The sequence below is a fragment of the Pseudonocardia nigra genome, from assembly GCF_019396355.1.
GTDB classification, from domain to species: Bacteria; Actinomycetota; Actinomycetes; order Mycobacteriales; family Pseudonocardiaceae; genus Pseudonocardia; species Pseudonocardia nigra.
Window position 1 is genome coordinate 30127 of sequence record NZ_JAHKRK010000010.1, and the last position, 17672, is coordinate 47798.

Genomic DNA, 17672 nt, shown 5'->3' on the forward strand with positions numbered 1-17672 from the left:
CGCCGTGCCGCCACCTCGCCGCGACCCGATCGGGTGCCGCTGCCCGCCGCGCCCCGCCACGTTGCGGTCATCCGGGTGACTATCGCGTGAACGCGCGCGCCCCGTTCCGATCGGGGCCGTAGTGGGTAGGTAGGTTTGTGACTTCCGGAACACGTGTGCAACGGGGGGTGGGCCGATGACCGGTCGGCTGGGAATCGACGACGTCAGCCCCTCGGTGAGTGGCGGCCGCCATCCCAGCAAGGCCGTCGTCGGCGAGGTGATCCCGATCTCCGCCAACGTCTGGCGCGAAGGCCACGACGCCGTCGCCGCCAACGTGGTGTGGAAGCAGGTCGGCAGCCGCGGGGCGGCACAGCACGTCCGCATGACCCCGAGCGAGAGCGGCCCCGACCGGTTCGAGGCGGTCGTGGTCCCGGACGAGCCCGGGCTGTGGACCTTCCGCGTGGACGCCTGGAGCGACCCCTGGGCGACCTGGCGCCACGCCGTCACCGTCAAGCTGGACGCCGGGCAGAGCGCGGGCGACCTCGCCAACGACCTCGAGGTCGGGGCCCGGCTGCTGCAGCGGGTGGGCCGCAGGCCGTCCGAGCGCCCGCACCGCGACCTGCTGTTCGGTGCGGCCAACGCCCTGCGCGACACGGCGATGCCGCTGCACGCCCGCGTCGCGCCGGCGCTGTTCCCGGCCGTCGAGAAGATCATGGCCGAGCGCCCGGTGCGCGAGCTCATCACGCGCGGCAGGCCGCAGCAGGTCTACGTGGACCGGACGCGGGCCCTGTTCGGCTCCTGGTACGAGTTCTTCCCCCGCTCCACCGGCGGCCACGACGAGACCGGCCGCCCGGTCCACGGCACGTTCGTCACGGCGGCCAAGGAGCTGGACCGCGTCGCGGCGATGGGCTTCGACGTGGTCTACCTGCCGCCGATCCACCCGATCGGCACCATGCACCGCAAGGGCCGCAACAACTCCGTCAACGCCGGCCCGGGTGACGTCGGCTCGCCCTGGGCGATCGGCTCCGCCGACGGCGGGCACGACGCGATCGAGCCCGAGCTGGGCACGCTCGAGGACTTCGACGCGTTCGTGCAGCTCACGCACGACCTCGGCATGGAGGTGGCGCTCGACTTCGCGCTGCAGTGCGCCCCCGACCACCCGTGGGTGGACGCACATCCGGAGTGGTTCACCGTGCGACCCGACGGCACGATCGCCTACGCGGAGAACCCGCCGAAGAAGTACCAGGACATCTACCCGGTCAACTTCGACAACGACCCGGCGGGGATCTACGCCGAGTCGCTGCGGGTGGTGCTGCACTGGGTCGAGCACGGGGTGCGGATCTTCCGCGTGGACAACCCGCACACGAAGCCGCCGAACTTCTGGCACTGGCTCATCTGGCAGGTGAAGGCGCGCTACCCGGACGTGCTGTTCCTCGCCGAGGCGTTCACCCGGCCCGCGCGCCTGTTCGGGCTGGCGAAGCTCGGCTTCACGCAGTCGTACACGTACTTCACCTGGCGCACCACGAAGGCCGAGCTCACCGAGTTCGCGCTGATGCACGCCGAGCACGCCGACGAGTGCCGGCCGAACTACTTCGTCAACACCCCGGACATCCTCCACGAGTCGCTGCAGACCGGCGGCCCCGCGATGTTCGCGATCCGGGCCACGCTGGCCTCCACGATGGCGCCCACGTGGGGGGTGTACTCCGGCTTCGAGCTGTTCGAGTCGGAGCCGGTGCGCCCGGGAAGCGAGGAGTACCTCAACTCCGAGAAGTACGAGCTGCGCCCGCGCGACTTCTCCGCGGCGGCCGCCGCCGGCAACTCGCTGGAGCCCTACCTCGCCCGGCTCAACGAGATCCGCCGGGCGCACCCGTCGCTCCAGCAGCTGCGCGACATCCACTTCCACCACGTCGACAACGACGCGCTCATCGCCTACTCGAAGACCGACCCGCTCACCGGCGACACGGTGCTCGTCGTGTGCACGCTCGACTCGCACGTCACCCAGCAGGGCACCACGTCGCTGGACATGCCGGCGCTCGGCGCCGACTGGAACGACACGATCACCGTGCACGACGAGGTGAGCGGCGAGACCTACCAGTGGGGGCAGTTCAACTACGTCCGGCTGGACCCGGTGAACCAGGTGGCGCACATCTTCCGGGTGCAGCGGTAGGCCGGTGACGCCCGAGCAGATCGGAGAGCGCCTGCGGGAGGACCCGGCGACGGCCGGCCTCCGGCTGGCCGTCCTGCACGGGTCACGCGCCCGAGGCACGGCAGGCGCCCACTCGGACTGGGACATCGGGGTGCTGGCCCCCGACGGCGATCCCGACCTCGCCGCCCTCACCGTCGCGATCACCCGGCTCCTCGGCACCGATGCCGTCGACGTGGTCGATCTCGCCACGGCGAGCGCCCTGTTGCGCTACCGCGCGGCCCGGGACGGCGTCCCGCTGCTCGAAGGGCGGGCAGGTGAGTTCCAGGAGTTCCAGATCGCGGCGGCACAGTTCTGGTGTGACGCAGGCCCGGTGATCCGCGCGGCCCAGGACGACGTGCTGGCCGGACTGGGATGACCGGGGCGCCCGGCTCGATCGATCGGGAACTCCTGGCCGAACGTGCGGCAGCGGTGGAGCGCCACCTCCGCCGGGTGGCCGAGCATCTCCCTCCCGACCCCGCCGGTCTGGAGCCGCTCAGCTCCGCCACCGACACGGTCGTCCTGCACCTGTGGCAGGCCGTGCAGGTGGTGATCGACCTGGCGGTGTCCAGCTGCGTCCGCCTCGGGCTCGGCAGCCCACCCACGTACGGCGATGCATTCCGTCGGCTCGCCGACGGAGGCGTGATCCCCGGATCGCTCGCCGAGCGGCTGGCCCGCGCTGCCGGGTTCCGCAACCTGATCGTCCACGCCTACGCCCGGTTGGACCTCCGGCGACTGCACGCGATCGCGTCGTCCGGGCCGGCCGATCTCCGCGCGTTCCTCGTCGCCCTGCGGGATCGGTGATCACGGCAGGAGCACGAACGCCCCCGCGTGGGCCGGCCGGACAGCGCCGAAGTGCCGGTGATCCAGCGTGGCGACCGCTGTGACGCCGAGCCGCTCCGCGCAGGCGACCACGGACGCGTCCACGGTGCCGAGCGGAAAGTCACGGTACCGGGCCACCAGCTGCGTGATCCGTGGCCAATCCGCGGCGTGCACGGGTTCGGTGGAGAACGCTCCGGACGCCAGATCGGCGAGAAACAGCAGCTCGGCGCGGGTCCCGAGCCTGCGTCCGACCAGGTGGGCGACCTCGGCGATCACGAGTTGTGGAACGACGAGGGTACCCGGGTGGTCAGCGAGAAAGGTGGCGCAGCGGACATGGTGCGCGTCGGCCGCGTCGACGTACGCGTAAAGCGGCCCGGCGTCGACGACGACCATGTCGCGGCGCCCGCGCTCGTCGGACATGTGTCAATCGCGACCGTTGATGATCTCCGGCCACTCGGCCGCGAGGATCTCCTCGATGCGCTCGGAAGTGTCGGCCTGACCGCTGTTCCCCGCTCCGGTGGCGCGGAGACGGCGCCGTCCGCGCTGCCGGGGCAGGTGGGCCTCGATGGCCTCTCGCGTCCACTCGGAGAGAGTCAGGCCTCGGCGAACGGCCTCGTCGCGCATCTCCCGGTCGAGGTCCTCCGGCAACTTGACCGTCGTCCGCTTCATGTATGCCAGCATACCCAGCGTCCCCCGCGGCAGGCGTGAGCAAACGCCCAGCGTATCCGCCGGCCACTCGCCCAAATGATCATCATTCCCGATCGGGGGGCCTCCCACGTTCGGTGATCTCCGCGTCACCCGGTTAACCTCGCGTCTGATGAGCGAGAAGGTCGAGCCCGGCACCGTCGACGCCGATGGCGTCGTCGTCGAACACCCGGCCGAGGACTACGGGCACGCACGCACCCTCGACGTGGACCAGGACTGGTTCAAGAGGGCGGTGTTCTACGAAGTACTGGTCCGCGCCTTCAACGACTCCAATCGCGATGGCACCGGCGATCTGCGCGGGCTCACCGAGAAACTCGACTACATCAAGTGGCTCGGCGTGGACTGCCTCTGGCTCCCGCCGTTCTACGACTCCCCGCTGCGCGACGGCGGCTACGACATCCGCGACTTCCGCGCCGTGCTGCCGGAGTTCGGCACGGTCGAGGACTTCGTCGTACTGCTCGACGAGGCGCACAAGCGCGGGGTCCGGGTCATCACCGACCTGGTCATGAACCACACGTCGGACACGCACCCGTGGTTCGAGGAGTCGCGCCGCAACCCCGACGGCCCGTACGGCGATTTCTACGTCTGGTCCGACGACGACTCCCGCTACGCCGACGCGCGCATCATCTTCGTCGACACCGAGACCTCGAACTGGACCTACGACCCGGTGCGAGGGCAGTTCTACTGGCACCGGTTCTTCTCCCACCAGCCCGACCTCAACTACGACAACCCGGCCGTGCAGGACGCGATGATCGAGGTGCTGCGGTTCTGGCTGGACCTCGGCATCGACGGCTTCCGGTTGGACGCCGTGCCCTACCTGTTCGAGCGCGAGGGCACCAACTGCGAGAACCTCGCGGAGTCCCACCAGTTCCTGAAGCGCTGCCGCAAGGTGATGGACGACGAGTACCCGGGCCGGGTCATGCTCGCCGAGGCCAACCAGTGGCCGTCGGACGTGGTGGAGTACTTCGGTGACGCCGAGGTCGGCGGCGACGAGTGCCACATGGCGTTCCACTTCCCGCTGATGCCGCGCATCTTCATGGCCGTGCGGCGGGAGAACCGCTTCCCGATCTCGGAGATCCTGGCGCAGACACCGGCGATCCCGTCGGGCGCGCAGTGGGGGATCTTCCTGCGCAACCACGACGAGCTGACGCTCGAGATGGTCACCGACGAAGAGCGCGACTACATGTACGCGGAGTACGCCAAGGACCCGCGGATGAAGGCCAACATCGGCATCCGCCGCCGGCTGGCCCCGCTGCTGGAGAACGACCGCAACCAGCTGGAGCTGTTCACCGCGCTGCTGCTCTCGCTGCCCGGCTCGCCCGTGCTGTACTACGGCGACGAGATCGGGATGGGCGACAACATCTGGCAGGGCGACCGCGACGCGGTGCGCAGCCCGATGCAGTGGACGCCGGACCGCAATGCCGGGTTCTCCACCTGCGACCCGGGCCGGCTCTACCTGCCGATCATCATGGACCCCGTCTACGGCTACCAGGCCGTGAACGTCGAGGCGCAGTCGCACTCGTCCACGTCGCTGCTGCACTGGACGCGGCACATGATCGAGGTCCGCAAGCGCCACGGCGCGTTCGGGCTCGGCGAGTACCACGAGCTCGGTGGCTCGAACCCGACCGTGCTGGCCTACGTCCGGTCCCACGGCGACGACGTGGTGCTGTGCGTCAACAACATGTCCCGGTTCCCCCAGCCCGTGGAGCTGGACCTGTCCCCGTGGCAGGGCTGCGCCCCACACGAGCTCACCGGCGGCGTGCCGTTCCCGAGCATCGGTGAGCTGCCCTACCTGCTCACCCTGCCCGGCCACGGCTTCTACTGGTTCTCGATCACCCCGCCGGAGGAAACTGCGTGAGTCTCAGCGAGGAGCTCCCCCACCTGCTGCCCGACTGGTTGCCCCACCAGCGCTGGTTCGCCGCGAAGGGCCGCCCCGTCCGCTCGGTCTCGGTGGCCACCTCGACCCCGCTGATCAGCGAGGGTGAGCTGCTCCTCGACCTGGCGCTGCTCGCAGTCGCATTCGACGACGACTCGCCGGTGCAGCACTATCAGCTCCTCGTGGCGCGCAGGGAGCACCTGCGCGGCGAGCTGGAGCACATGATCATCGGGGCGGTCGACCACCACCTCGCCTACGACGGGCTGTGGGACCCGGACGTCACCGAGTGGCTGCTGGAGGCCATCCGCGCGAGCCGCACCGTCGACGACGTGCGGTTCGTCCCGGAGCCCGGCGCGGAGATCGCCGAGGGCGTGCCGGGGCGCGTGCTCGGGGTGGAGCAGTCCAACACCTCGGTGTCGTGGGGCGAGCAGTCGATCCTCAAGCTGTTCCGCCGCGTGCTGCCGGGCGTGAACCCCGACCTCGAACTGCACCGCGCGCTGCGGTCGGTGGGCAGCACCGAGGTGGCGGCGCTGCAGGGCGCCATCGAGGGCGTCCTCGACGGGCAACCGGTGACGCTCGGGATGCTGCAGGACTTCGCGGCCAACTCGGCCGACGGTTGGTCGATGGCGCTGGCAAGCGTCCGTGACCTGCTCGCCGAGGGCGACCTGCGCGCCGACGAGGTGGGCGGCGACTTCGCCGCGGAGGCCTCGCGGCTGGGCGAGACGATCGCCGTCGTGCACGCGGAGCTGCGGCAGGCGCTCGGGAGCGCCGAGACCGACCCCCGCGAGCTCGCCGCGACCTGGCACCAGCGGCTCGCCACGGTGGCCGGCGAGGTGCCCGCGCTCGCCGAGCACCTCGACGCGATCCGCGCCGTCTATGACGCCGTGGGCGCGATCGGCCATCCGGTGCCGGCCCAGCGGGTGCACGGCGACCTGCACCTCGGCCAGACGCTGCGCACGCCCTACGGCTGGCTGGTGATCGATTTCGAGGGTGAGCCGGCCGCGCCCCTCGAGCAGCGGGTCCGCCCCGACCCGGCGCTGCGGGACGTCGCGGGGATGCTCCGCTCGTTCGACTACGCGGCGTTCCACCAGCTGTCGCAGTGGGAGCCGGGGGTGGACTGGTCCGACCCCCACCACGACTCGCAGATGATGTGGCGGGCGAACGAGTGGGCCGAGCGCAACCGCTCCGCCTTCTGCGACGGCTACGCGATCCGCTCCGGCGCCGACCCCCGTGAGCAGGTCGCGCTGCTGCGGGCGTTCGAGCTGGACAAGGCGGTCTACGAGGTGCTCTACGAGACCCGCAGCCGTCCGGCCTGGGCGCCGATCCCGTTGGCCTCGATCCGCCGGATCACCACCGAGGCGTCGTCGGGGGCGGACGCCGGGGTGAGCTGAGTGCCGCTGCGGTTCACGGGATCGGGGGAAGGTCCCCGCCCGCCGCGAGGTCGTCGATCAGGGTGAGCACGTCGTGCGTGGCGACCCACCGGCTGACCGCGCACGCCGCCATGGCGTAGACCTGCCGGTCCGCACCCGCCGCCGCCAGCCACTCCTGGGGAGTGCGGGGCAGTGGCCCGGTCGGCGCCACCCGGCAGCGGTCGCCCGCGCCCTCCGGGAGCAGGTAGCGGGGATCGGCGGAGACGAGGACGGCGAGCCCTTCGTCGAACCACTGCGGCACGGTGCCCGAGCCGAGCCGGGCGTGCAGTTCCACGTGCGACAGCTCGTGGGCGGCGATCACCGGGTCCACGCCGCGCGGCGAGAGCATCACGGCCCGGTTCAGCACGGCGATCCCACGCTCCCCGCCGCCGCCGATCCGTTCGTAGCAGGCGTCGCTCAGGCAGGCGAGCACGGCGGGCGCACTCTGCCGGCCGCCGTAGAACTGCGCCACCCGCCGGTCCGCCGCGGCGACGACGTCGAGCAGGTGCCGCTGCTGCTCCGGCGACAGGCCCGGCTCGGCGTACACGCCCGGCCCCAGCCGTTGCAAGCCGTAGCAGCCCGGGCAGGTCGTCGCGGCGACCGCGGGAAATGCCGTCACGACCGTCGCCACCGCGGCCGCGAGCACCGCGGCGATCCCGGCGGCGACCCATCGCCATCGCCGTCGCACCTTCGGCCCCCTCACCTGTCCCACGCACCGCGGATCGGTCATTCCGGAGCCACGAGCGGGTGGCCACCACCGACAGCAATCGGATCGTTGCGCCCAGGGGCGGCGACCTTGGCGCGGGCGCAATAAGGTGCGCGGGTGGATCGCGAGGAGAACCGAACCCAGACGATCGATCAAGCCACCGACGCGTGCCCGCCCGACGCGCACACGGTGGACCGGCTGCTCGGTGGCGCGCACCACGACCCGCACGCCGTGCTCGGCGCCCACCCGCACGCCGACGGCACCGTCGTCCGCGTGCTGCGCCCGCACGCCGACGAGGTGCACGTCGTCCGTGAGGGCGGGGAGGGCCACCCGCTCGTGAAGGTGCACGACTCGGGGCTGTTCTCCGGCCTCATCCCCGGTCCGCCCGCCGACTACCGCCTGGCCGTCCGCTACGGCGAGCGCGTCGACATCGTCGACGACCCGTACCGCTGGCTGCCCACGCTCGGCGACATCGACCTGCACCTGATCGGCGAAGGCCGCCACGAGCGCCTGTGGGACGTGCTCGGCGCGCACGTCCGCCACTACGACACGCCGGCCGGCGTCGTCACCGGCACGAGCTTCGCCGTGTGGGCGCCCACCGCCCAGGGCGTCCGTGTCACCGGTGACTTCGACGGCTGGTCCGGATGGGCGCACCCGATGCGCGTGCTCGGCAGCACCGGCGTGTGGGAGCTGTTCGTCCCGGGCATCGAGCCGGGCACCCGCTACAAGTTCCGCATCCTGGGCAAGGACGGGCGCTGGCGGGACAAGGCCGACCCGCTGGCCTTCCGCACCGAGATCCCGCCCGCCACCGCATCGGTGGTCGACGCCTCCACCCACGAATGGGCCGACGCCGAGTGGATGGCCGCGCGGGCACAGCGGCAGGCGCACGCCGAGCCGATGAGCGTGTACGAGGTGCACCTCGGCTCGTGGCGGCAGGGCCTGAGCTACCGCGAGCTGGCCCACGAGCTCGTCGAGTACCTGGACGAGACCGGCTTCACCCACGTCGAGCTGCTGCCGGTGGCGGAGCACCCGTTCGGCGGGTCCTGGGGCTACCAGGTCACCTCCTACTACGCGCCGACGGCACGGTTCGGCACGCCCGACGACTTCCGCTGGTTCATCGACCACCTGCACCAGCACGGCTACGGCGTGATCATCGACTGGGTGCCGGCGCACTTCCCGCGCGACGAGTGGGCGCTCGCGAAGTTCGACGGCTCGCCGCTCTACGAGCACGCCGACCCACGCCGCGGCGAGCAGCCCGACTGGGGCACGCTCGTGTTCGACTTCGGCCGCCGCGAGGTGCGCAACTTCCTCGTCGCCAACGCGCTGTACTGGCTCGACGAGTTCCACATCGACGGGCTGCGGGTCGACGCCGTGGCGAGCATGCTCTACCTCGACTACTCCCGTCCTGAGGGCCAGTGGCTGCCCAACGTCCACGGCGGCCGGGAGAACCTCGACGCCGTGACGTTCCTGCAGGAGATGAACGCCACCGTCTACCGCAACCATCCCGGCGTCGTCACGATCGCCGAGGAGTCCACGGCCTGGCCGGGCGTCACGCGGCCCACCCACCTGGGCGGGCTGGGGTTCGGCTTCAAGTGGAACATGGGCTGGATGCACGACACGCTCGACTACATCGGGCGTGACCCCATCTACCGCGGCTACCACCACAACCAGATGACGTTCTCGCTGATGTACGCGTTCAGCGAGAACTTCGTGCTCCCGATCAGCCACGACGAGGTCGTGCACGGGAAGGGCTCGCTGTGGACGCGGATGCCCGGCGACGCGTGGAACAAGGCGGCGGGTGTGCGCGCGCTGCTGGCGTACATGTGGGCCCATCCGGGCAAGCAGCTGCTGTTCCAGGGCAGCGAGTTCGGCCAGGAACGGGAGTGGTCCGAGCAGCGGTCGCTGGACTGGTTCCTCCTGGAGGACCCGCTGCACGCCGGCATCACCACGCTGGTGGGCGACCTCAACCGCACCTACCGGGCGAACCCCGCGATGTGGACGAAGGACACCACGCCCGAGGGCTTCTCCTGGATCGACGCCAACGACGCATCCGGGAACGTCCTCAGCTTCCTGCGCCACGGCGTGGACGCCGACGGCAAGCCCACGGTGCTCGCCTGCATCGCGAACTTCTCCGGCACGCCCAAGCCGGACTACCGCGTCGGCCTGCCGTTCGCCGGCCGGTGGAAGGAGGTGCTCAACACCGACGCACAGATCTACGGCGGGTCGGGTGTGGGCAACCTCGGCGCGGTCGAGGCCGAGCGGACGATGTGGCACGGGCGGCCCGCCTCGGCCGTGCTGCAGCTGCCCCCGTCGGGGGTGTTGTGGCTGGTGCCCGAGCCCTACCCGGGCGCCGTGCGGCGGGGAGCCGCGCGGGCGGCGGCGCCGTCGACCGTGGACGCCGCGGCGATCGCGCACCCCGCGCAGACGGCCGACCCGGCCGACGTGTCGGCCGAGGTACCGGCCGCCACACCGATCGAGCCGGTCGAGCCGCCCGCACCGAGCACCTCGGCCGGGACGCCCGCGGACGACACCGACGCCGTCGTCGCCGCGCCGGCCCCCGACCACGACGTCATCGACAGTGCGCCCGCCGCGCCGGTGACCGACGGCGACCCGATCGAGGCGCCGCCCGAGCCGGACGTCGTCGACGTGGCGGGCGGGCCGGTCGTCACCCCCGCGGCCGAGCCGGAGCTGGGCGACGCGACCGATCAGGTGCGGGAACCCGAGGCCTCCACCGGCGCCGACGCCCCGGCCGGCGACGACGCCGGCCGCCGAGTGGCCGACGACAGCAACACCGCCCAGTAGGCGAGCAGGATCGCGCAGTAGAGCGACCGCCCGAGATCGGCGCCGAGCCCCTCGGGCGGCCACTCCGCGTTCCAGGACACCGGGATGACGGCCACGGCGAGCGCTCCGGTGGCCGCGGCGGCGCGCCCCAGCGGGATCAGTGCGAGCACGCCCGGCCACAGCAGCATCAGGTAGTTGTGCCAGGCGATCGGGGAGAACAGCAGCCCGGCAGCGAGCACCGCCCACGGCGCCGTGCCGGCGGGGTCGAGCCGGTCCCGGTGCCGGGCGCACCAGGCGAGCGTTCCGACGAGCACCGCGGCACCGAGCAGCGTGCCGACGAGCGACGGGATCCCGATCCGGACCGCGAGCCCGGGCAGCGACGCGTTGTCGACGGTGTCCGGCACCGGCTCGGTGAACGCGATCCGCAGCCACGCGAACGCGCTCGACGGGCCCGCGACGAGCACGCCGAGCAGGCTCGCCCCCGCCGCAGCCGCCATACCCGCGCGCAGCGGCACCCACCGCCGCTGCACGGCGGGAAGCAGCAGCACCGGCGCCAGCGACGGCTTGAGCGCCACCGTGACGCCGTAGCAGACGGCCGCGAGCACCGGCCGGCCGCGCCGCTCGGCGATCCAACCGGCCACGAGGCCGGCGAGCAGCAACGGGTAGATCTGGCCGAGCACGAGCGTGCCGTGCAGCGGCGACGAAGCGAGCACCGCGAGCGTCGCGAGCGCCGTGACGGCCGGGTGCAGTCGCAGCTCCCGCGACACGGCGAGCACCGAGCCCACCACGATCAGCAGCGTGAGCACCGCGAAGACCCGGTACGCGGTGAGCGCGTCGAGCGCGGCGAACGGGGTGAGCAGCACCGTGAGCAGCGGCGGGTTGAGATTCGTGAGCTTCGCCGGGGTGTCGTAGATGTCCTGCCCCGCGGTGAGCGCCACCGCCGAGTGCCAGAACGTGTCGAAGTCGACGTGGAGCTCGCGCATGTCCGCCGACGGCAGCAGCGTCACGAGCGCGTCGGGATGCCGAATGTGCAGCACGACCGCGGCGCCGAGCGACGCCAGCACCAGGAGCGCGGCGACAACCCAGCGCGCCGCTCCCCATCTCACGGCGCGGACATCGCCCAAGGCAGACACGGTGCTCGACGGTAGCCCGCCGGGTCGGATCCGGCGGAACCGCTCCCCCGCTGCGGGTCCGCTTGGGAGGATGTGCCGGTGCGCGCCCGTGACCGTCGTCTCACCGCCGTAGCCGCGCTCGTGCTCGTGCTCGTCGTCCTCTGCAGCTGCACGCAGGCCGTCCCCGGCCGGGCGCGGGCGGCCGCCGGGGCGTCCACCGCCGCGGTGGCCGCACCCCACGCGGTCCACGCGAGCACGGACGCCCTCGGCGACACCGTCACCGATGCGCTCCAGAACGTCTGGCGGGAGGACTTCCCCGCCGCATTCGGCCGCCCGTGGACCGACGTCGACACGTTCGCGCCGGTCGACACCTCCGACCCCGACGAGCCCACGCCGCCGTGCGTCCGTCAGGCGGCCGACCTGGTGGATCAGGCGTTCTACTGCCCGGCCGCCGACGCGGTCGTGTGGGACGCCCACGGCCTGCTGCCGGCGCTGCACGACCGGTTCGGCCCGGCGGGCGTCGCCGTCGTGCTGGCCCACGAGGTGGGCCACGCGGTGCAGACCCGCCTCGGGATCGACGAGGCCCAGCGGCGCGACCCGGCGCGGTACCCCACGATCCTGCTCGAGGCGATGGCCGACTGCTACGCGGGCGTGGCACTCGCCCACCTGGCCGCGCAGCCCGTGCCGGGCCTGCCGCTGGGCCCCGCCGAGCGGGACGCGGCGCTGCTGGCGCTCGTCGGGTTCCGCGACCCGCTCGGCGTCGTGGCGGGCGACGAGAGCGCGCACGGCAACGCGTTCGACCGGGTCTCCGCTTTCCAGGACGGCTACGCCGGCGACGCGCGGGAGTGCGCCGGGATGTCGCTGGACAACCGCACCTTCACGCAGCGCCACTTCGGGTCGGAGGCCGACCGGGCCCGGGGCGGCAACCTGCCGCTGACCGAGCTGCTCGCCGCCGTCGAGGCCGACGCCACCGCGTGGTTCGCCGCCGTCGTCCCCGGCTGGCGACCGCCGCCGCTCGGCACCGGTCCCGGCTGCCGGAGCCAGGACCTCGCCGCCCAGGGGCCGGCGCGGTACTGCGCCGCCGACGGCCGGGTGTCCGTCGACGAGGAGCCGCTCGCCGCCGTGCACCGCCGGTTCGGGGACTACGCGGGAGCCACCCTCGTGGTGAGCCGGTACGCGCTCGCCGGCCTGCACGCCGTGGACGCCGAGATCACCGGGCCAGCCGCCGGCGCGGCGGCGGTGTGCCTCGCCGGGGCCTACACCGGCCGGTTGCTCGACCGCGATGCCGGCTTCTCGCTGTCCCCGGGCGACCTCGACGAGGCCGTCCAGGTGCTGCTCGAGGGCGACTGGGCAGCCCGTGACGCCGCCGGTGACACCGACCCGACCGGATCCGGATACGCCGCACCCGGGGGCGGTAACGCCGATGCCGACGGTGACGGATGAACGGCCATCAGCCGCGTCTACGATGCCCGCGGCGACACAACGTGACGGTATATCCGGACGACGCGAAGAGGACGAGCCTCCACACATGCAGATCCACACCACCCCGCTCCCCGGCTCGGCACTGGTCGACCTGAAGCTCCTGGAGGACGACCGCGGCTTCTTCGCCCGGGCCTTCTGCCATCAGGAGTTCATCGACGCGGGCCTCGAGCCGCTGGTCGAGCAGGCCAACATCTCGTTCAACCACAAGGCTGGCACGCTGCGCGGCTTCCACTACCAGCTGGAGCCGAACGCGGAGACGAAGCTGATCCGCTGCTACCGTGGCGCGATCTACGACGTGATCGTGGACCTGCGTCCGGAGTCGCCCACCTACCTCAAGTGGTTCGGTGCCGAGCTCACCGAGGACAACCGCACGGCCATGTACGTGCCGCGCAACTTCGCGCACGCCTACCTCACGCTGACCGACAAGGCCGAGGTGATCTACCAGGTCAGCACGGCCTACACGCCGGGCGCCGAGCGCGGCCTGCGCTGGGACGACCCGGAGCTGGGCGTCGACTGGCCGATCCCGCCGGTGATCGTGTCGGAGAAGGACGCGAACTGGCCGCTGCTCTCCGAGGTCTCGGTGACGGCCCGATGATCATCCTGGACACCGCGCTGAAGAGGCGCGAGGCCGAGGGCCGCCCGATCCGCGTCGGCATGATCGGCGCCGGCTTCATGGGCCGCGGCCTGGCCAACCAGATCGTCAACTCGGTGCCGGGCATGCGCCTGGTCGCCGTCGCCAACCGCACGCTCGCCAACGCCGAGCGCGCCTACGCCGAGGCCGGCGTGGAGCCGGTGCGGGTGGAGAACGCCTCCCAGCTCGACGCCGCGATCGAGAAGGGCTCGCCTGCCGTCCTCGAGGACGCGTTCGAGCTGCTCAAGGCCGTGCACCTGGACTGCGTCGTCGACGTCACCGGCGCCGTGGAGTTCGGCGCGCGGGTCACCGTCGCGGCCATCGAGCGCGGCCTGCCGGTCGTCACGATGAACGCCGAGCTGGACGGCACCGTCGGCCCCCTGCTCGCCCACCGGGCCCGCGAGGCAGGCGTGGTGCTGACCGGCGCCGACGGCGACCAGCCGGGCGTGCAGGCCAACCTCATCCGCTTCGTGCAGGGCCTGGGCGTCACCCCGCTCGTCGCGGGCAACATCAAGGGCCTGCAGGACGAGTACCGCACGCCCACCACGCAGAAGGCGTTCGCCGAGCGCTGGGGCCAAGACCCGTACATGGTCACGAGCTTCGCCGACGGCACGAAGATCTCCTTCGAGCAGGCGATCGTGGCCAACGCGTTCGGGCTCACCGTGCCCAAGCGCGGCATGAACGGCTGGGACCACGAGGGCCACGTCGACGAGCTCACCGACAAGTTCGACGTCGACCAGCTGCGCGAGCTCGGCGGAATCGTCGACTACGTGGTCAAGGCCAAGCCGGGCCCCGGCGTGTACGTACTCGGCACGCACGACGACCCGAAGCAGCGCCACTACCTGGAGCTCTACAAGCTGGGCAAGGGCCCGCTGTACAGCTTCTACACGCCCTACCACCTGTGCCACTTCGAGGTGCCCAACAGCGTGGTGCGCGCCGTCGACTTCGCCGACGCCGCCCTCACCCCGCCCGCGGGCCCGCACGTGGACGTCGTGGCCACCGCCAAGCAGGACCTCAAGGTCGGCCAGACCGTCGACGGCCTCGGCGGCTACGACACCTACGGCGTGGCCGAGTCCAGAGCGGTGACCCGCGCGGAGAACCTGCTGCCGATGGGCGTGGCCGAGGGCTGCGTGCTCAAGCGGGACGTGGCGAAGGACGAGGTCCTGACCTATGCCGACGTGACCCTGCCGCCCGGGCGGCTGGTGGACCAGCTGCGCGAGGAGCAGGAGAAGCTCTTCGGCTGAGCGCTCCCACGATCACGCGAACGGCACTTTCGCTCAAACCTGTTGGGCGAAAGTGCCGTTCGCGTTACGGGCCCTTCCCATAGCGCGCCTGGATCAGCAGTCCCAGCCCGTCGAGCACGCGCTGCAGCCCGAACTCGAAGTGGTCGAACATCGAGGTGAACGCGCCCGCCTCGCCGACCTTCGTGAGCATCGGCAGCTTCCCCGCGACGACGGCGGGCCCCACGTACTCCCCCTGGATCTCCCACCACTCGTCGTCGCTGATCCCGGTCCGCTCGGTCGCCTGCGTCGCCTCGATCGTGGTCTTCGCCAGCCCCGCGACGAACGAGCTGACCATGACCACGGCCCCGAGCATCTCGTCCTCGGTGAGGCCGAGGCCGTCCACGGCATGCAGGACGATGTCGGTGGACCGCATCGAGTTCGGGCCGAACATGGGGCGGCCCTGTGCGACCTGCAGCAGCCAGGGGTGCCGCAGGTACAGCGCCCATTCCTGGCGCCCGAACGCCTCCAGCCGCGTGCGCCAGTCGCCCTCGACGGCGGCGGCGGCATCGAGGTCCTCGCGGTAGACCTCGTCCACCATGAGGTCGACCAGCACCGCCTTGCTCGGCACGTAGCGGTACAGCGACATCGCGCCCATGCCCAGCGTCGTCGCGATCCGCCGCATCGACAGGGCCACCAGCCCTTCGGCGTCGGCCGCCTCGATGGCGGCGCGGACGATCCGTTCGACGGACAGTCCCGGCTTCGGTCCGCGGGTGGGCTCCTCGGACGTGCCCCACATCAGCTGGAGGCTGCGCCGGACGCCTTCTCCGCCGTGCCGGCCCGCCTTGTCGTCTCGTGACATTGCCGCCGATCCTAGAACTGAGTACGCTGTGAAGCTAGACGTACAGCGTACCCAGTTATGGGAGGATCCGTGGGACGCAACGCCGTCATCACCGAGGCGCTCGGCAAGCGCTTCGGCGACAAGCAGGCACTGGACGGGTTCGATCTGGAGGTACCGAAAGGGACGGTCCTCGGGCTGCTCGGCCCGAACGGGGCGGGCAAGACCACCGCCGTGCGCGTACTCACCACGCTGCTGCGCGCCGACGCCGGACGCGCCGAGGTAGCGGGCTTCGATGTCGCCCGCGAGCCCGCGAAGGTGCGCCGGCACATCGGGCTGACCGGGCAGCAGCCCACCGTCGACGACATCCTCACCGGCCGCGAGAACCTGATCATGTGGGGCAGGCTCTTCCACCTCTCGGCCCGGGCCGCGGCCCGCCGGGCTGACGAGCTGCTCGAGCAGTTCGCGCTGACCGACGCCGCGCACCGCAGGGCGAAGCACTACTCGGGCGGGATGCGCCGGCGCCTGGACATCGCGAGCAGCCTGGTCCTCGCCCCGCGCGTGTTCTTCCTCGACGAGCCCACCACGGGTCTCGACCCACGCAACCGCGGTGAGGTGTGGCACGCGCTGCGCGGGCTCGTCGCGGGCGGCACCAGCGTCCTGATGACCACCCAGCACCTCGACGAGGCCGACCAGCTCGCCGACCGGATCGTGGTGATCGACGGCGGCCGCACGGTCGCGGAAGGCACGCCGTCGCAGCTCAAGTCCCGGATCGGGGGCGACCGCATCGACGTGACGATGCGGGACGAGCGCGACGTCGCGGCCGCCGCGGCGCTGCTCGCCCGCAGCACGGGCGCCGACCCCGAGGTCGATGCCCCGCTGCGCCGGATCAGCGCCCCGGCGCGGAAACGGGTCGCCGCGCTCACCGAGGTGGTGCGGGCGCTCGACGACGCGGGTCGCGCGGCCGAGGACATCGGCGTCCGCCGCCCGACCCTCGACGAGGTGTTCCTGCACCTCACCGGGCACCCGGCCGAGAGCGCCACCCCCGCCGGACCGAGAATCGAGGTGCCCACATGACCACGATGACCGTCCCCCCGGGAGCGGACCAGCTGCGCTGGGTGCTGTCCGACTCCTGGACGATCGCCCGCCGTGACCTGCTGCATTGGGTGCGCAACCCGAGCGTGATCATCTCGAGCGTCGCGTTCCCCGTGATGTTCGTGCTGCTGTTCGGCTACGTGTTCGGCAGCGCCATCGCCGTGCCGGGTGGGGGCGACTACCGCGAGTTCCTCATGCCGGGCATGTTCGCCCAGGCGATGGTGAACGGGGCCGCCGCCACCGTTGCCGTGGTCGCTGCGGACCGGGCGCGGGGAGTGACCGACCGGTTCCGGTCGATGCCGGTGGCCCGCAGCGCGCCGGTGATCGGGCGCAGCATCGCCGACATGTTCGGTTCCGTCGTCGACCTGCTCGTCCTCGTCGGCTGCGGGCTGCTGGTCGGCTGGACCACGCGCACCGGCCTGCTGCCCACGCTGGCCGCGATCGGGCTGCTGCTCCTGCTGCGGTTCGCGATGATCTGGGTGGGGATCTTCCTCGGCCTGGTCGTGAGCCAGGAGGCCGCCGGGCTGGCCTGGGCGCCGCTGTTCCCGCTGACGATGGTGGCCAACACGTTCGTCGCGCCGTCCCAGATGCCGGGGTGGCTGGGCACGATCGCCGACTGGAACCCGATCTCGGCGACGGTGACGGCCACCCGCGAGCTGTTCGGCAACCCCGGCGCGGGGCTCGCTGCAACGTCCTGGCCGGCCGAGAACGCGATGCTGCTCGCGGTGCTGTGGCCCGTGCTGATCGTCGCCGTGTTCCTGCCGCTGGCGGTGCGGCGGTACCGGGCGATCTCGCGGTAGGCCCAGGGGGCGGCGGGACGTGCCAGCAAGGTGG

The 17672-nt window shown here is 72.0% G+C and carries 15 protein-coding genes and 1 pseudogene; 11 read left to right on the forward strand and 5 right to left on the reverse strand.

What is annotated here, in order from left to right; all coding sequences use genetic code 11:
- The first annotated feature begins 175 nt into the window (after positions 1 to 175).
- Genes KME75_RS04540 through hepT form a run of 3 tightly spaced genes read left to right on the forward strand, consistent with a single transcriptional unit; the run spans position 176 to position 2965 of the window.
- The gene (locus KME75_RS04540; protein ID WP_219413251.1) at positions 176 to 2146 is read left to right on the forward strand and encodes an alpha-1,4-glucan--maltose-1-phosphate maltosyltransferase; all 1971 of its coding nucleotides are present in this window, start codon (positions 176 to 178) and stop codon (positions 2144 to 2146) included.
- Positions 2147 to 2150: 4 nt separating this feature from the next.
- Positions 2151 to 2540: a type VII toxin-antitoxin system MntA family adenylyltransferase antitoxin gene (gene mntA, locus KME75_RS04545; RefSeq protein WP_219413252.1), complete on the forward strand. Its 390-nt coding sequence runs from the start codon at positions 2151 to 2153 to the stop codon at positions 2538 to 2540.
- On the forward strand, positions 2537 to 2965 hold the full coding sequence (gene hepT / locus KME75_RS04550; RefSeq protein WP_219413253.1) for a type VII toxin-antitoxin system HepT family RNase toxin: 429 nt from the start codon (positions 2537 to 2539) through the stop codon (positions 2963 to 2965). The genes mntA and hepT overlap by 4 nt, the downstream gene beginning before the upstream one ends.
- Here hepT and KME75_RS04555 read toward each other — a convergent pair whose 3' ends face one another.
- Both KME75_RS04555 and KME75_RS04560 read right to left on the reverse strand, forming a co-directional pair.
- On the reverse strand, positions 2966 to 3403 hold the full coding sequence (locus tag KME75_RS04555; RefSeq protein WP_246631456.1) for a type II toxin-antitoxin system VapC family toxin: 438 nt from the start codon (positions 3401 to 3403) through the stop codon (positions 2966 to 2968).
- A gap of 3 nt (positions 3404 to 3406) precedes the next feature.
- A complete protein-coding gene (locus KME75_RS04560) occupies positions 3407 to 3652 on the reverse strand; it encodes a YlcI/YnfO family protein (protein WP_219413254.1) in 246 nt (81 codons plus the stop codon).
- Positions 3653 to 3800: 148 nt separating this feature from the next.
- On the opposite strand from KME75_RS04560, the gene treS reads away from it, so the two are divergent.
- Both treS and KME75_RS04570 read left to right on the forward strand, forming a co-directional pair.
- Complete coding sequence (gene treS, locus KME75_RS04565) at positions 3801 to 5546, forward strand: maltose alpha-D-glucosyltransferase (protein WP_219413255.1); 1746 nt, start codon at positions 3801 to 3803, stop codon at positions 5544 to 5546.
- A complete protein-coding gene (locus tag KME75_RS04570; protein ID WP_219413256.1) occupies positions 5543 to 6955 on the forward strand; it encodes a maltokinase N-terminal cap-like domain-containing protein in 1413 nt (470 codons plus the stop codon). The genes treS and KME75_RS04570 overlap by 4 nt, the downstream gene beginning before the upstream one ends.
- Positions 6956 to 6968: 13 nt before the next feature.
- On the opposite strand, the gene KME75_RS04575 is transcribed toward KME75_RS04570, so the two are convergent.
- On the reverse strand, positions 6969 to 7676 hold the full coding sequence (locus KME75_RS04575; RefSeq protein WP_219413257.1) for a hypothetical protein: 708 nt from the start codon (positions 7674 to 7676) through the stop codon (positions 6969 to 6971).
- Between the two features lie 150 nt (positions 7677 to 7826).
- Here KME75_RS04575 and glgB point away from each other — a divergent pair.
- Positions 7827 to 10019 (forward strand): annotated as a pseudogene (glgB, locus tag KME75_RS04580) (1,4-alpha-glucan branching protein GlgB); the annotation flags it as partial.
- 365 nt (positions 10020 to 10384) lie between these two features.
- On the opposite strand, the gene KME75_RS04585 reads toward glgB, so the two are convergent.
- The gene (locus KME75_RS04585; RefSeq protein ID WP_219413258.1) at positions 10385 to 11584 is read right to left on the reverse strand and encodes a glycosyltransferase family 87 protein; all 1200 of its coding nucleotides are present in this window, start codon (positions 11582 to 11584) and stop codon (positions 10385 to 10387) included.
- Between the two features lie 87 nt (positions 11585 to 11671).
- On the opposite strand from KME75_RS04585, the gene KME75_RS04590 reads away from it, so the two are divergent.
- From KME75_RS04590 to KME75_RS04600, 3 genes are all read left to right on the forward strand, one after another.
- A complete protein-coding gene (locus KME75_RS04590) occupies positions 11672 to 13015 on the forward strand; it encodes a neutral zinc metallopeptidase (protein ID WP_219413259.1) in 1344 nt (447 codons plus the stop codon).
- Between the two features lie 85 nt (positions 13016 to 13100).
- Complete coding sequence (rfbC, locus tag KME75_RS04595) at positions 13101 to 13649, forward strand: dTDP-4-dehydrorhamnose 3,5-epimerase (protein WP_219413260.1); 549 nt, start codon at positions 13101 to 13103, stop codon at positions 13647 to 13649.
- Positions 13646 to 14929, forward strand: coding sequence for an NAD(P)H-dependent oxidoreductase (locus tag KME75_RS04600; protein WP_219413261.1), 1284 nt, complete (start codon positions 13646 to 13648; stop codon positions 14927 to 14929). Before rfbC ends, KME75_RS04600 begins: the two co-directional genes overlap by 4 nt.
- A 64-nt stretch (positions 14930 to 14993) precedes the next feature.
- Here KME75_RS04600 and KME75_RS04605 read toward each other — a convergent pair whose 3' ends face one another.
- The gene (locus KME75_RS04605) at positions 14994 to 15767 is read right to left on the reverse strand and encodes a TetR/AcrR family transcriptional regulator (RefSeq protein WP_219413262.1); all 774 of its coding nucleotides are present in this window, start codon (positions 15765 to 15767) and stop codon (positions 14994 to 14996) included.
- Positions 15768 to 15836: 69 nt separating this feature from the next.
- Here KME75_RS04605 and KME75_RS04610 point away from each other — a divergent pair, with 69 nt between their 5' ends.
- Both KME75_RS04610 and KME75_RS04615 read left to right on the forward strand, forming a co-directional pair.
- A complete protein-coding gene (locus KME75_RS04610) occupies positions 15837 to 16820 on the forward strand; it encodes an ATP-binding cassette domain-containing protein (protein ID WP_308282552.1) in 984 nt (327 codons plus the stop codon).
- The gene (locus tag KME75_RS04615) at positions 16817 to 17638 is read left to right on the forward strand and encodes an ABC transporter permease (RefSeq protein WP_219413264.1); all 822 of its coding nucleotides are present in this window, start codon (positions 16817 to 16819) and stop codon (positions 17636 to 17638) included. The genes KME75_RS04610 and KME75_RS04615 overlap by 4 nt, the downstream gene beginning before the upstream one ends.
- Positions 17639 to 17672: the final 34 nt, after the last annotated feature.

What these genes read in the sequence shown, in the direction of transcription:
- KME75_RS04560 (WP_219413254.1), bottom strand. Translation starts at nt 3,652, where the DNA reads ATGAAGCGGACGACGGTCAAGTTGCCGGAGGACCTCGACCGGGAGATG.
- KME75_RS04605 (WP_219413262.1), bottom strand. Translation starts at nt 15,767, where the DNA reads ATGTCACGAGACGACAAGGCGGGCCGGCACGGCGGAGAAGGCGTCCGG.
- KME75_RS04615 (WP_219413264.1), top strand. Translation starts at nt 16,817, where the DNA reads ATGACCACGATGACCGTCCCCCCGGGAGCGGACCAGCTGCGCTGGGTG.
- KME75_RS04555 (WP_246631456.1), bottom strand. Translation starts at nt 3,403, where the DNA reads ATGTCCGACGAGCGCGGGCGCCGCGACATGGTCGTCGTCGACGCCGGG.
- KME75_RS04600 (WP_219413261.1), top strand. Translation starts at nt 13,646, where the DNA reads ATGATCATCCTGGACACCGCGCTGAAGAGGCGCGAGGCCGAGGGCCGC.
- treS (WP_219413255.1), top strand. Translation starts at nt 3,801, where the DNA reads ATGAGCGAGAAGGTCGAGCCCGGCACCGTCGACGCCGATGGCGTCGTC.
- KME75_RS04540 (WP_219413251.1), top strand. Translation starts at nt 176, where the DNA reads ATGACCGGTCGGCTGGGAATCGACGACGTCAGCCCCTCGGTGAGTGGC.
- rfbC (WP_219413260.1), top strand. Translation starts at nt 13,101, where the DNA reads ATGCAGATCCACACCACCCCGCTCCCCGGCTCGGCACTGGTCGACCTG.
- hepT (WP_219413253.1), top strand. Translation starts at nt 2,537, where the DNA reads ATGACCGGGGCGCCCGGCTCGATCGATCGGGAACTCCTGGCCGAACGT.